The sequence below is a fragment of the Shewanella corallii genome (genome assembly GCF_023349125.1).
Classification (GTDB): Bacteria; Pseudomonadota; Gammaproteobacteria; order Enterobacterales; family Shewanellaceae; genus Shewanella; species Shewanella corallii.
Window position 1 is genome coordinate 233,898 of record NZ_JAKIKT010000001.1, and the last position, 12,803, is coordinate 246,700.

Here is a 12,803-nt window from a genome sequence, read left to right on the forward strand (position 1 = left end):
TGGTTACAGCGTCAGGGATTCAGAGTTATCGCTCTGTTTGACCTGACGCCAAGCCATCCAGGCATGGTCCGCCAGTGCCAGCATCTCCCTGTCCTCGTTGGTGTCGCCATAGGCATGAACAGCGCCAAACTCTTTTAAATCATAAGTCTGTAGTATCCTTTTGGCTTTCTCTCCTGCGCAGCAATCCGCGCCCCGGTAATGGCCGGTTAACCTGTCGTCACAGATTTCGACCCGGGAGCAAATAAGCTCAATTCCCTGAGTCCGGGTCCAGGGTTGCAGGTATAGATCCAAAGAGGCAGAAACCAACACCAGGGTATCGCCTCTTTGCCTGTGCCACTCCATAGCCTGCTGCGCCTCTGGCCGGATAAACCCCGGCAACAGGGTTTGCGCATACAGTTCTCCCAGATCTCTCATGGCGCTGGCATCACGATTTCCCAGTGCATATTTAAGGGCGATATGTCGTGCCCGGGTGGCGGACATCAGGCCAGACTTGTAACCCCATTTGGCGGCCAGCAATGGCAGCGCGAAGGCGAGCTTGCGTCTTTTGGAGGTAGTGAGCTGGATAAAAGTGCTGAAGGTATCCGTATCTGTGATAGTGCCGTCGAAGTCGAACAGTGCGAGATCCATGCTGTACTGAGTATCTGTGATTCAGGCGGCTCAGAGTAACAAGCTGCGACACGCTTTGTCAGCCCAAAGCTGTTCAGGCCGATCGCTTTCCCCAATAGTTTTAGCGAATTAGCTTTATCTGTTTCGGGTTCCCCTGTGAAAAAAACTTAATAGCTCAGACACAGGTCCTTCATCTGAGACTCTTTAGACTTCACCTCAAGTTAGCAAGTGGAACAGTCACTTGCATTGCAGAAGGTGCAAACAAGTCCTGTCGGTGGAGTTATTTGTTCCTTCCTCATTAAATGATGAAGGTGTTCCAATGAAGAAGCGTTTACTGCTGCCATTGCTGGTCATGAGCCCAGCTGTTTTTGCCGCGCCAAACTCAGATGTTGAATATGATGTCACTGCAGTTGAAGTTGATTCTCCAAACGGCGTGGAAGTGATGGCAGTAGGTGATGAAGTTCAGCTGCCGGTTAAAAGCAACAGTGGTATTTATGCCGGTCTGGAATATGGCATTGGCGCTGTGGAGCAGGATTATCACACCAACTTTGGCAATGGCGATAATGTCAGCCTGAAGCCAGGTGGTCGCACCGACGTAGGTGGCGCCTTTATCGGTTACCGTTTCGACAACAACTTTGGTGTTGAGTTTGGTTATAACCAGTACAAGGCCAAGGATTCATTCGGCCAAAATATGGGTACCACAGACCATGTGTTTACTGAAGGTAAGCCTGGCGTGTCAGCCACCCATGAACGTGATTGGAGCGCCAATACCAAGGCCCACCAGTACATAGTTAAGCCAGTCTACTTTATGCCTCTGAATGACAAGCTGACCCTGAAAACAGGTCTGGGCCTGGTACTGACTCAGTACAGCTATCATGCGGGCAGTGAAGATGAGTTTGAAGCGGTCACCAATGACGATCTTGAGCAAACCATCACCCGTGCCGGTGGCGCACACCACACCGAAAATGCTGTCGGTGGTATTGCCAGCGTAGGTTTGAACTACAACGTATACAAAGGTCTGGATCTGGGTGTAGCTGCTCAGTATCAGTTTGACCATGTGGGTAATGTCAGCGAACTGCTGTTCAGCGCCACTTATCAGTTTTAAGTTTCAGGAATCCAGATAAAGGAGCCGGTGAGATTCCGGCAAGTGTTTCATCTCATTATTCTCTTCCTTTAATACCGGTTTATTTGGTTAACGCATGGCTTCTCATCCCTTTTTTTGAAGCCATGCTTTTTTTTGCTCTGAATCTGGTAATTAGGGTCTGTTGACCTTTGAAGATGGTTTTTGCAGCACTTTGTCGTTGTTTTATACAAAGCAACGCGATTGCGGTGTAGTTGTTCTACATAAATGAGCGTTAATGCAGTAGAAAGCGACGACAAACGCTGCCCGAAGGGCTCGGCTATACGCGCTTTACTCTTTGTTGCAAGGTATTTGCTTAGGCCCACTAGGCGACACACCTTGCGCCTTGATTAAAGCGCGTCTATCTCGAGCAAAATTCAACCATGAAAGGTCAACAGACCCTAGTTAAACCTGGCAATAGAGTAGGAAGTCATATTGACCGCTGGCTTCTCTCCCATTACTTCGGCCGCGACCAATTCTGCGCTGACTGCCGCCAGTGTCAGTCCCAGATGTTGATGACCAAAGTTAAAAAACAGATTGTCATGGCGGGGGGCTTTACCCATTACCGGCAATGAATCCGGCAGTGTGGGTCTGAATCCCATCCAGCGTTTCTCATCTTCGGGTTTATCGTCCTGTATATCCGGCCAGATGCTCTCGCCCAGCTGTTTCAGCATATCGGCACGCTGATAATTGGGCGCCTGCTTAATGCCCGCGAACTCCACTGTGCCCGCCAGCCTCAGGCCTTCACTCATGGGCGTGAGAATAAACTTCTTTTCAAAGGAGACTACAGGCATGGTCGGCATCCGCTCGCTACTGACCATATAGTGATAACCCCGCTCTGTATCCAGTGGGACCTGATAGCCAAGCTGATTACACAGGGTTTTGGAAAAGGCTCCGGTGCAAACAACCAGCTTATCTGTGTTGAGTACAGAGCTGTCTGTGCTCAGGGTCAGTTTGCCTTTGGCGTGTTTTATCTGGGAGATCTCAGCCTGCAGCAGTTTAACCCCGAGAGATTTGGCATAGAGGAACAGGGACTGACTGAGCTGATAGGGGCTGGAGGTGTGGCCTACCTGAGTAAAGTGCAGGGCATGGGTGATATTGGGATGCAGTCCCGGTTGCAGGGCATCCAGTGCCTGACGCTCAAGCAGCTCAACCCCGACGCCTTCACTGTGGTACATGGCCTGGGTGGCTTTGGCGGCTTCGCGGGAGTCTGATTCAAAGGTCAGCAGGCTGCCTTTGCAATGGAGCAGATGCTGGCTCTGGCTTTTATCCAGCAATCTTTGCCATGCATCCATGGCGCCCTCATTCAATGCTCTCAGCGAGGCAGTATTTCGTTTAAACACCCGCCTACGCATATTGGCCATAAATTGCAAAAACCAGCGAATCGCCCTCAACAGATAAGTGGGGCTGATACGCAATGCCCCTTTGGGATCCAGCAGCATGCCCGGCAGTTGCGGCAATAAAGAGGCCTGTGCCAGCGGGAATACCTGTTCAGTGGCAAAGTGGCCTGCATTGCCTTTTGAGCAGCCTTCACCCACACCATCTTTGTCTACCAGGGTGACTGTCGCCCCCCGTAACTGCAGTTGAATGGCGGTACATAAGCCAACCACGCCGGCCCCCAGCACCACAATATGCGGGGTCTGATTCGAATGTTGCTGATTTTGCATGTTTGTAAAAATGCCGCTTGATTTTGTATACAATATACCTTAGTTTAAAAATCAAGCAATAGCCGGGAAGGCAAAATTAACGCTACTAAATCCCTAAATAAACCTTCTATTTCCCAGTGATTTTTAGTCAGGAGTAAAACCGCAATGAGACCAGATTGGAAAGGTGTATATCCAGCCGTATCAACCCAGTTCAGAGCTGATGATTCAATTGATTTTGAACAGAATGCCAAAATGTGGGAAAGCCTGATTGAAGATGGCGTACACGGCATCATTGTGTGTGGCACAGTAGGCGAAAACTGCCAGCTCAGCGCTGAAGAGAAGCGTCAGGTAATGAAGGCGGCAGTAGAAGTGATTGCCGGTCGCGTACCTGTTATCTGTGGCGCTGCAGAAACCACTACCGCCGCTGCGGTGCAGTTTGCCAAAGATGCCGAAGAGATTGGCGTAGATGGCCTGATGCTGCTGCCGGGTATGGTTTACCGCTCCACTGAAGCCGAAGCCATAGTTCACTATCAGACGGTGGCCCGCCAGACCAAACTGCCCATCATGATCTACAACAACCCGGTCAGCTATGGTGTGGATATTTCCATTGAAGGCATGAAGGTGCTGGCAGAAGAGGCCAACATTGTGGCGGTGAAAGAGTCCACCACAGATACCCGCCGTATCACTGAGCTATACAACACTTTTGATGATCGCTTTATCGTGTTCTCAGGTGTGGATGATATCGCCCTGGAAAGCCTGATGCTGGGCGCGACCGGTTGGATCTCCGGCCTGACCAATGTGTTCCCCCGCGAGTCCGTGGCGATTTACACCCTGGCACAACAGGGCCGTTACGAAGAAGCCCGCGAAATCTGGCGCTGGTTCCTGCCACTGCTGCGTCTGGACACCATCCCGACGCTGGTGCAGTGCATCAAGTTTGCTGAGCAGTTGGCGGGTCGCGGCAGTGAGCGCGTACGTGCCCCGCGTCTGCCTCTGGCGGGTGAAGAGCGTGCCTATGTTGAACGTGTTTACCAGCAAGCGCTGGAAAGCCGTATCGACCTGAGCAAGTTTGGTCTGTAAGTCTTTATTGGGCTGGCCGCTGTAAATCGCAGCGGGCGGCCTGGATTTTATGAGCAGGATTTGCAGATGAATAAAGGAACCTTTTTCTGTATTGATGCCCATACCTGTGGCAACCCGGTTCGGCTGGTGACTTCCGGTCATCCTGTGCTGGAAGGGGAGACCATGGGAGATAAGCGGCTGCACTTTATGCGGGAGTATGACTGGATCCGTCAATCTTTGATGTTTGAGCCCAGAGGCCACGACATGATGTCCGGGGCATTTCTCTACCCGCCCTGCAGCGACAACGCCGACGCCTCGATTCTGTTTATCGAGACCTCTGGCTGCCTGCCCATGTGCGGCCACGGCACCATAGGTACGGTAACCGCCGGACTGGAAGCCGGGCTGCTTAAGCCACGGGTGCCGGGCAAGCTCACCATTGATGTACCCGCAGGGCAGATCAATGTGGAGTACGCCATGACGGGCAACAAGGTGGAGTGGGTCAAAATCTTCAATGTGCCCGCATACTTAGCCCACAAAGATATTGAAATTGATGTGCCTGAACTTGGCAGACTGAAGCTGGATATCGCCTATGGCGGTAACTTTTACGCCATCGTCGAGCCTCAGCAAAACTTTCCCGGCATTGATGCCTGGACGCCGGGTGACATCCTCAAGTACAGCCCGCTGGTGCGGGAGATTGCCGGTAAGGCGGTGGAATGTGTCCATGTTGAAGATCCTAAGGTTCGGGGTCTTTCCCATGTGCTCTGGACCGGCAAACCGCAAACTCCCGGCTCCAGTGCGGCCAACGCTGTGTTCTACGGTGATAAGGCGATAGACCGCAGTCCCTGTGGCACAGGCACTTCATCGCGTATGGCGCAGTTGCACGCCAAAGGTCTGCTGCAACCCGGGGAAAAGTTTGTCCACGAGTCGATTATCGGCAGCCAGTTTGTGGGCACGATTGAAGAAATTACTGAAGTCGGCGGCATTACCGCCATCAAGCCTTCAATTCAGGGATGGGCCAGGGTCACGGGATACAACCAGATCCTGGTGGATGATGACGATCCCTATGTTAACGGATTTCAACTAGTTTAAGGGGAAGCAAGATGCTGACCGGATTGAGTTTTATCAACAATCAGTGGGCTGCTGAAGGCGAAGGCAGTTTCAGTGCCATCAATGCGCTGGACCACAGTGCCATTACGCCTGAGTTCCAGAATATCAGCGATGCACAGCTGCAGGCTGCCTGCGAGCAAGCCTGGATAGCCTTTAAAGCCTACCGTCAAACCAGCCGTTCAGAGCGAGCGGCGTTCCTCAGCACCATTGCCGATGAGCTGGTGGCCCGGGAAGCTGAGCTGGTGGCCCGCACCCCGCTGGAAACCGGACTGCCTGAGATGCGTATTAAAGGCGAGCTGGGTCGCACCGTGGGACAGCTGCGCCTGTTCGCCGCTAATCTGGAAAAGGACCCAGAGATCATCGCCCATGACGGCGCGCTGCCGGAACGTGCACCGCTGCCACGCCCGGATCTCAAGCTGAGCAAGGTCCCCGTTGGCCCTGTTGCCGTATTCGGTGCCAGTAATTTCCCGCTGGCATTTAGTGCTGCCGGTGGTGACACCGCCTCAGCCCTGGCCGCCGGTTGCCCCGTGGTTTACAAGGCCCACACCGCCCACCCAGGCACCAGTGAAATTGTGACTCAGGCGATTGCCGCCGCCATTGCCAGGTGCAATATGCCTGCTGGCGTGTATCAGCTGCTGCAGAGCAAGTCATATGAGATCAGCCATGCTCTGGTGAAACACTCCCGCATTCAGGCGGTGGGCTTTACCGGCTCTTACGCTGTGGGGATGGCGCTGCTGGACAGCATTAAGCAGCGTCAGCAGATGATCCCCTTCTTTGGTGAATTGGGCTCTATTAACCCTCAGGTGTTGCTGCCTGGAGCGGTTGCCGGCAACGAAGATACGCTGGCAGCGACCTTTGTCGGATCACTGAATATGGGCGCAGGTCAGTTCTGTACCAATCCGGGTCTGTGGCTGGTGAGCGAGGCGGAAGCCGAAGGCTTTAAGCAATCCGTATCCCGTGAAGTGGAGCAGTCAGCCCCTCAGCCTATGCTGACCCCGGCGATTCTCAGCTCTTATCAAAAGGGCTGTGACACCCTGGCGCAGCATTCCCGGCTGGTGGCCAGTGGTCAGAGTGAAGATAAGCGCTGTACCACTCAGGTGTTCGCGACTTCTGCCGCTGAGTTTATTGCCAATGAGGCTTTGCATCAGGAGGTGTTTGGCCCGGCAGCTTTGCTGGTGACCTATAAAGATGCCGCTGAGCTGGAGCAGGTATTGGAAGGGCTGGAAGGTCAGTTGACCGCCAGCATCCATGGCAGTGATGCACTGATTGCTGCCAACCAGAATGTGGTTGAGTCGCTTTCCTATTTGGTAGGGCGCCTCATCTACAACCAGATGCCAACAGGCGTTGAAGTGTGTGACTCCATGATGCATGGCGGTCCTTTCCCCAGCTCCACCGATGTGCGCAGCACCTCAGTTGGCAGCCAGGCGATTGAACGTTTCCTGCGCCCATTGTGCATACAAAATGCAGTCTGACGAACCCTGAGTAACCGTTCTTATGTGAGTGATGTAGAGCTGAGGAAGAGTTTGTGGTCCTTCCATACGTGATGCATCGGAGGGAGTTCTCTGCTTTCCCCGAAGCAGAGAATGAACTCCATTAGGGAAGATTAAGTTCTTGTGCGCTTCATCTATCCCAGGGCCAGCTTGTCTGGCCTTTTTTTAATGAGTTACATAAACTGCCGGGACTTTTATACACAATGCAAAATGCCACGATGAAGATTACCTACAAGACGCGCACCGAGTTTGTTGTTGATACTATCCGCGAAAAGATTCTGTCAGGTGAATTCACAGCAGGACAGCCATTGCGTCAGGCGGCACTGGCCCAGGAGATGGATGTCAGCCGTATTCCGGTTCGTGAAGCACTTTTGCAGTTGGAAGCCGAAGGATTGGTGAAGTTCCAGGCCCATAAAGGCGCCATAGTGACAGAGCTGGATACAGCCCATCTGGATGAACTGTTTGAAATGCGTGCCATGCTGGAAGCCGACCTGCTGCGCCGCTCTGTGCCCAGGATGTCAGCTGCAGATTTTGATGAGGCAGAAACCCTGTTGGCAGCTCTGGATAAAGCCTTTGCCGATGGTGGCAGTATTAATGAGTGGGCTGAATTGAATACCCGTTTCCACCTGTTCCTGTACCAGGGAGCGCGTCGCCCCCAGACGCTGGAAATTGTTGGTAACCTGAACAAGAATGCCGACCGTTACATCAGCATGCACCTGTTGCTGGCTGATGGTATTAAAAAGTCAGGTGGTGAGCACAAACAGCTTATCGACCTGTGCCGCAGTGGCCATATCGACGAAGCCTGCAGCCTGTTAAAGGACCATATCTTCAGTGCCAGAGATGAGATCAAAGCCCTGCTGAAAGACGGTACCATTTAGCGCCAGATAAACCGATGATAACGCCCGGCATTGAGCCGGGCTTTATTGTTTCGGGATTCATTTCAAGCTGGTCATTTGCTCGGTGGCAGGCCAGGGATCGCTGAACGCAGGGTTCGATATAAACGATTCGTCCGTCAGGCTATTAAGGAAGGCTATCAGGTCCTGTTTTTCCTGTGCGCTAATATCAAAACCGTTCACAAAAGGACTTTTGAAAGGGTGTCTGCGGCCATCACCGGCGAAAGGGCCGCTGGTGATTTCCCTGCCTCCGGCGGCATATATCTCTATCACCTCTTCCAGGCTCGCTACGCTGCCATCATGCATATAGGGGGCAGTCAGAGCGATATTCCTCAAGGTGGGAGCCCTGAACCTGCCATCATCCTGCGGCTTACCGGTTAACTCGCCCAGCCCTCTGTCTTTGTCCGGGTAGCCCTGGCTGTCATCCGTTAGTTTGGTGCGGCTGGTGTAATACAGGCCGATGTTATGGAATGGCCGCCTGTCCAGAGGCTGCTTCTGGTGGCTGGTGGACTGGGTAAAGTTAAAGCCACCATGGCAGTGGTGGCACTCCATTCGCTCTGAAAAGAACAGCTTCATACCAGCCCGGACCTGATCATTAATGGCATAGTCATCTTCATAGTAGGCGTAGCGATCGAAGGGGCTGGAGAGGGAAATCAGGCTGCGGACAAAGCTGGAAAGCGCCTGAGTTACCTGAATAAACTCTGGCGTACCTGCATAAGCTTCACCATAGGCCTTGATGAAGAGCTCCGGGTAGGGCGCTCGGGTAAGCCGCTGCAATACCTGCTGTTCATGGCCACTGACGCCCATCTCAATGGGCTCTTGTCCGAACAGGGGGATTAGCACCTGTCTCTCAATTTGAGTCAGGCCATTGTGGGCCCAGGTCAGATTCTTGTTGTAGGCGATATTCACCAGCGCCGGGGCATTACGTCTGTGTTGCTCGCCTGTGCTGCCAGTGGATACCCGCAAGGGCTCGGCAAATGCGTGGGATTGCAGGTGACAGGAGGCGCAGCTCTGGCGTTGATTGGCTGACAGCGCACGGTCGTAAAACAGGTAACGGCCAAGTTCAACCTTGGCATCAGACATAGGATTTTCTGGGGGTACCTGGGGCAAGGGGAAGTCATCGGGCAGAGCCCATTGGTAAACCTGAGTCTCTTCGGTTGGCTCCTGGCTGGGTAAGCAGCCTGGCAGGGTTACCAGACCCAGCATGATAATCAGTAAACCAGTCTCTTTAACACCTGTCATTGCCCTGAACTCTCTTTGAGGTTTCCCGTGTTATTGTGTTGCGGCTCAGCCTGCTGCAATGACCAGAGAGGTTGAACGGATCTCTGTGCCGACTCCAGTTGGCTCAGCAAAGGCGCACAGGCTTTACTGCCTGGCTCAGACATACATGACTCCTGATAGTCCAGATTTGCAGTGATGTCAGCTGGCAGCAATTCACTCAGCTCCAGTGTCAGCTGAGGTTGCCCTGAGTATGCAAGCTGATAGCGGAATCGATTTTCTGCGGTGCAGGGGACTGAAGGAGGGCGCATTGGGCTGGGAGATTCACAGCCCGCAGAGCCCAGGTGAAAACTCCAGCCGGTCTGCGGATTGAGTTCATCGGGAGTGCGGGTTATATCCAGGCGTAGGAATTTATAGCCCAGTTGCCAGGTCCAGAACATATCACTCTGATTCAAGGGGGAGTCAGCCTTAAGTGGATTAAGGTGATTAAGACTGAAAGGGACTCCCAGAGTAAAGCTGAGGTCGCCGTTATCTATGGTATCGGTAAAGCTGAGCGTCCAATACCCTTCGCCGCCGCAGTCACTGCCAAGCAGTGCGACATCTGTTTGTTGGTGGGCAGTTGATTGCAATGCCAAAGCTTGATTATTCAGCTTGAACTCAGACAGATAAAGCTGCAGCTGTGCCAGTTGCCACTGACTCTGGGAAGCAGACATTCCACCTATAGTGTCACCACAGGCAATGGGGGCACCCCGCCAAACCGGCACCAGTTCAAGCTGGGTAGGAGTGGGCTGACAGGCGACCAGGATTAACGGCATGGCTATGGCGGCGATTATCCTTAGCTGCATCAGGAGCTTTCCTTGGTTTGTTATCGTTTTGTTGCTTGTGTGCTAGCTTATCGGGAGCAATAAACAAATAAAAGCGATAAAGCGGCGGTAACAACCGACCGCAGGAGCGACAATATGAGGACGTTCAATACCCTATTGCCCGGACTGGTGGCGGCCGGGCTTGGATTTGCGGCAGTGGCAATTATTCCCGAGGCTGATGCCCATGCAGAGCATGACAAGGCCAGATTTGTGGCGCCAAACGGCAAAGATAAAGGCTTTTGTGATAACCCATTGCGGCCCTGTAACAGCCTGGCTTATGCCATACGTCAGGCCAATAAAGGCGACAAAGTGCTGGTGGCAGAGGGTGAGTATAGCCTCAACAATGCCGATGAGTTGTTTCTGCTGACCAGTGATATTGTGCCGGTTTACGGTGGTTACAATCGAGTTGACCACTTCCTGTCTCAGGCCCCCAGTCTGAACAAGACTTTGCTTACAGGTGTGCCTCCCAAGTTTGCCGGCCAGCTGACAGAGAGAGGCTTTAAGGTTATCAGTGATGGTATAGGTCAGTACGGAACTGAGCTGGACAATCGACTGGCACAAATGGCCGCGCTGCAGCAGAGTCAGCCCGGCGCAAATTGTTCCGGCGGCACGGCGTCCGGTTTTGCCTGTGACAATATCGATCTTGTCTCTCATATGGCGCTGTCAGCATTCTCATCCTCCCCCGGTGCCGCCAATGATATCTGGGGTCATGTAGACCTTAACTCAGGTACTGAGTACGCTATTATTGGTTTGCTAAATGGCACCGCAGTGGTCAGTCTGGCCGATCCCGAGTCGCCGGTAGAAGTTGGTACAGTGCAGGGCAGTGGCACCAGTTGGCGGGATATCAAAGTATTGCAGTGGTTTGACAGCCAGGCTGTACGTTGGAAAGCCCACGCCTATGTGTCGTCCGAAGGCTCAGATAAGATCCAGATTATCGATCTCAGTAATTTGCCGGACTCCATCTCTTTGGTGACCTCAGACAGTGCCGTAACCTCGGCTCACAATGTGTATATCAGTCATGTAGATTACACCACTAATACCGCCCTTAATGGCATGTCACCTCTACTGCATATCGTCGGTCAGGATGGCAGCGGTGGGGCTTTTCGTACCTACAGCCTGAGCCAGCCCGGTGTGCTCAACAACTTGTTTAACAACTCAGGCGCGACCCGCGCCGATTATACCCATGATGCTGCCTCTATGGTGGTGGACGATGGCAGGGCGCAGGCTAACTGCCAGACTCCTGTGTGCACTGTGTTTATGGATTTCAACGAGGAATCCATGCGACTGTGGGATATCACCAATCCCTCGCAATCCAGACAACTTGCGGATGTCAGCTATCAGGATGCCGAGTATGTGCATTCAGGCTGGTGGAGTGAAGACAAACGGCATATCTATGTACATGATGAGCTGGATGAGCGTCGGGTTTCGCTGAACACGACATTGAGGGTGTTTAAAGTCGATGATTTAAGTGCACCACAATTGGTGAAAGTGTGGACCGGGCCAACGGCCGCAATCGACCACAATGGTTATGCCCGCGGCAGTCGTTACTACATGTCCAATTATCAGCGTGGTGTCACTATCCTTGATATCAGTGATCCCGCCAATCCTGTCGAAGCTGGCTTCTTTGATACCTTTCCCGCTTCTGACTCCAATGCCTTTAATGGCGTCTGGGGTGTCTATCCCTATCTGCCCTCCGGGTTGGTGCTGGCCAGTGATATCAACTCAGGTTTGTACGTGCTTAAGGATGCCAGCCTGAACTCAACTCAGGGGCAAATCAGCTTTGCCTCGCCGCAAACCAGCGGCGGCGCCGGAGATCTGCTGGAGGTTAAGGTACAAAGACCTGCGGGCAGTGGTGCCGTCAGTGTGCAGTGGGAGCTGCTGGAAGGTTCTGCCATCAGTAACACTGATTTTCAACAGGCATCAGGCACTCTGAATTGGGCCGATGCCGATCTGGCGGATAAGACCATTCAGATCACGACGCTGGACTCAGGGAAAAAACAGCAGTTGCTGGCCTGGATACGTCTGTTTAATCCATCCAATGGTGCAACCCTGGTTACCCCCAGTTATCACAGCCTGAACATAGGTGAAGCTGTGGGTTCGGTCGGTTTTGCGGTCAATGCCCTTGATGGCGATGAAGGTGGCACTGTGCAGGTGCAGGTGCAACGCACCGGGGGCAAGGTTGGTGCACTTAAGGTCAGTTATCAACTGCAGAGTGATTCCGCGGTTGTTGGCTCTGATGTGCAGGATGCATCCGGTGAACTCAGTTGGACAGACGGTGATGATTCGATGCAGTCCTTCAATCTGTCACTGCTTGATGATGATGCCGTCGAAGGGAAAGAGAGCTTCAAGGTCACGCTGACTGCGATAGATGGCACGCCGCTGGGACAAAGCGAGCTGACGGTGACCATTAATGACAACGACAGAAACAACACTGCGCCGACCGTCTCTGCCGGTGAAGATGCCCAGGTGAATGTGGGCCAGACGGTCAATCTGACGGCTTCTGCTACTGATGCTGAAGGGGATGCCATCAGCTACCAGTGGCAACAAAGTGCTGGCACCAGTGTCTCTGTAACCAATGCCAATCAGGCCAATGCCAGCTTTGTCGCGCCTTCCAGTGCCGGTACCCTGACATTCATTGTAACGGCTACTGATAGTCTGGGGGCGGCCAATCAGGATGCGGTAAATATCAGTGTGGTAGCGGCTCCCGAGCCTCCAACTACAGGCGGTGGTGGAGGTGGCAGCCTGGGATGGTTGACGCTGATGCTGTTGGCAATGCTTAGGTTGAAAAGACGCTGACAGTAAAG

At 53.1% G+C, this 12,803-nt stretch carries 10 protein-coding genes; 6 read left to right on the forward strand and 4 right to left on the reverse strand.

Translation table 11 applies throughout. The features are described 5' to 3' along the window. Nucleotides 1–3 precede the first annotated feature (3 nt). Nucleotides 4–627 carry an HAD-IB family hydrolase gene (locus L2725_RS01005; RefSeq protein WP_249247198.1) on the reverse strand — a complete coding sequence of 208 codons (624 nt, stop codon included), beginning with the start codon at nucleotides 625–627 and terminating at the stop codon, nucleotides 4–6. A 298-nt stretch (nucleotides 628–925) separates the two neighbouring features. Here L2725_RS01005 and L2725_RS01010 point away from each other — a divergent pair, with 298 nt between their 5' ends. After that, a complete protein-coding gene (locus L2725_RS01010; RefSeq protein WP_249247203.1) occupies nucleotides 926–1,711 on the forward strand; it encodes an AcfA family outer membrane beta-barrel protein in 786 nt (261 codons plus the stop codon). A 416-nt stretch (nucleotides 1,712–2,127) separates the two neighbouring features. Here the strand turns inward: L2725_RS01010 and L2725_RS01020 are convergent, their stop codons facing one another. Next, nucleotides 2,128–3,393 carry an NAD(P)/FAD-dependent oxidoreductase gene (locus L2725_RS01020; RefSeq protein WP_249247205.1) on the reverse strand — a complete coding sequence of 422 codons (1,266 nt, stop codon included), beginning with the start codon at nucleotides 3,391–3,393 and terminating at the stop codon, nucleotides 2,128–2,130. Nucleotides 3,394–3,537: 144 nt separating this feature from the next. Between L2725_RS01020 and dapA the strand changes: the two genes are divergently transcribed. The 4 genes from dapA (at nucleotide 3,538) to L2725_RS01040 (ending at nucleotide 7,903) form a co-directional block, all read left to right on the forward strand. Beyond that, entirely contained in the window at nucleotides 3,538–4,449 is a 912-nt protein-coding gene (gene dapA / locus L2725_RS01025) for a 4-hydroxy-tetrahydrodipicolinate synthase (RefSeq protein WP_248934029.1), read from the forward strand. Between the two features lie 66 nt (nucleotides 4,450–4,515). After that, nucleotides 4,516–5,517 (forward strand): 4-hydroxyproline epimerase, encoded by a 1,002-nt coding sequence (locus L2725_RS01030; protein ID WP_249247206.1) that lies wholly within the window; start codon nucleotides 4,516–4,518, stop codon nucleotides 5,515–5,517. A gap of 11 nt (nucleotides 5,518–5,528) precedes the next feature. Continuing rightward, the gene (locus tag L2725_RS01035; protein ID WP_249247207.1) at nucleotides 5,529–7,007 is read left to right on the forward strand and encodes an aldehyde dehydrogenase (NADP(+)); all 1,479 of its coding nucleotides are present in this window, start codon (nucleotides 5,529–5,531) and stop codon (nucleotides 7,005–7,007) included. A gap of 221 nt (nucleotides 7,008–7,228) precedes the next feature. Further along, nucleotides 7,229–7,903 carry a GntR family transcriptional regulator gene (locus L2725_RS01040; RefSeq protein ID WP_249247208.1) on the forward strand — a complete coding sequence of 225 codons (675 nt, stop codon included), beginning with the start codon at nucleotides 7,229–7,231 and terminating at the stop codon, nucleotides 7,901–7,903. Between the two features lie 57 nt (nucleotides 7,904–7,960). Here the strand turns inward: L2725_RS01040 and L2725_RS01045 are convergent, their stop codons facing one another. Further along, nucleotides 7,961–9,160, reverse strand: coding sequence for an MbnH family di-heme enzyme (locus L2725_RS01045; protein ID WP_249247209.1), 1,200 nt, complete (start codon nucleotides 9,158–9,160; stop codon nucleotides 7,961–7,963). Beyond that, nucleotides 9,157–9,981 carry an MbnP family copper-binding protein gene (locus L2725_RS01050; RefSeq protein WP_249247210.1) on the reverse strand — a complete coding sequence of 275 codons (825 nt, stop codon included), beginning with the start codon at nucleotides 9,979–9,981 and terminating at the stop codon, nucleotides 9,157–9,159. The genes L2725_RS01045 and L2725_RS01050 overlap by 4 nt, the downstream gene beginning before the upstream one ends. Before the next feature lie 114 nt (nucleotides 9,982–10,095). On the opposite strand from L2725_RS01050, the gene L2725_RS01055 reads away from it, so the two are divergent. Continuing rightward, entirely contained in the window at nucleotides 10,096–12,795 is a 2,700-nt protein-coding gene (locus tag L2725_RS01055) for a choice-of-anchor B family protein (protein WP_249247212.1), read from the forward strand. Nucleotides 12,796–12,803 lie beyond the last annotated feature (8 nt).

Bases quoted from the DNA above. Each gene is read 5' to 3' on its own strand.
- L2725_RS01005 (WP_249247198.1), bottom strand. From the start codon at position 627: ATGGATCTCGCACTGTTCGACTTCGACGGCACTATCACAGATACGGAT.
- L2725_RS01010 (WP_249247203.1), top strand. From the start codon at position 926: ATGAAGAAGCGTTTACTGCTGCCATTGCTGGTCATGAGCCCAGCTGTT.
- L2725_RS01020 (WP_249247205.1), bottom strand. From the start codon at position 3,393: ATGCAAAATCAGCAACATTCGAATCAGACCCCGCATATTGTGGTGCTG.
- dapA (WP_248934029.1), top strand. From the start codon at position 3,538: ATGAGACCAGATTGGAAAGGTGTATATCCAGCCGTATCAACCCAGTTC.
- L2725_RS01030 (WP_249247206.1), top strand. From the start codon at position 4,516: ATGAATAAAGGAACCTTTTTCTGTATTGATGCCCATACCTGTGGCAAC.
- L2725_RS01035 (WP_249247207.1), top strand. From the start codon at position 5,529: ATGCTGACCGGATTGAGTTTTATCAACAATCAGTGGGCTGCTGAAGGC.
- L2725_RS01040 (WP_249247208.1), top strand. From the start codon at position 7,229: ATGCAAAATGCCACGATGAAGATTACCTACAAGACGCGCACCGAGTTT.
- L2725_RS01045 (WP_249247209.1), bottom strand. From the start codon at position 9,160: ATGACAGGTGTTAAAGAGACTGGTTTACTGATTATCATGCTGGGTCTG.
- L2725_RS01050 (WP_249247210.1), bottom strand. From the start codon at position 9,981: ATGCAGCTAAGGATAATCGCCGCCATAGCCATGCCGTTAATCCTGGTC.
- L2725_RS01055 (WP_249247212.1), top strand. From the start codon at position 10,096: ATGAGGACGTTCAATACCCTATTGCCCGGACTGGTGGCGGCCGGGCTT.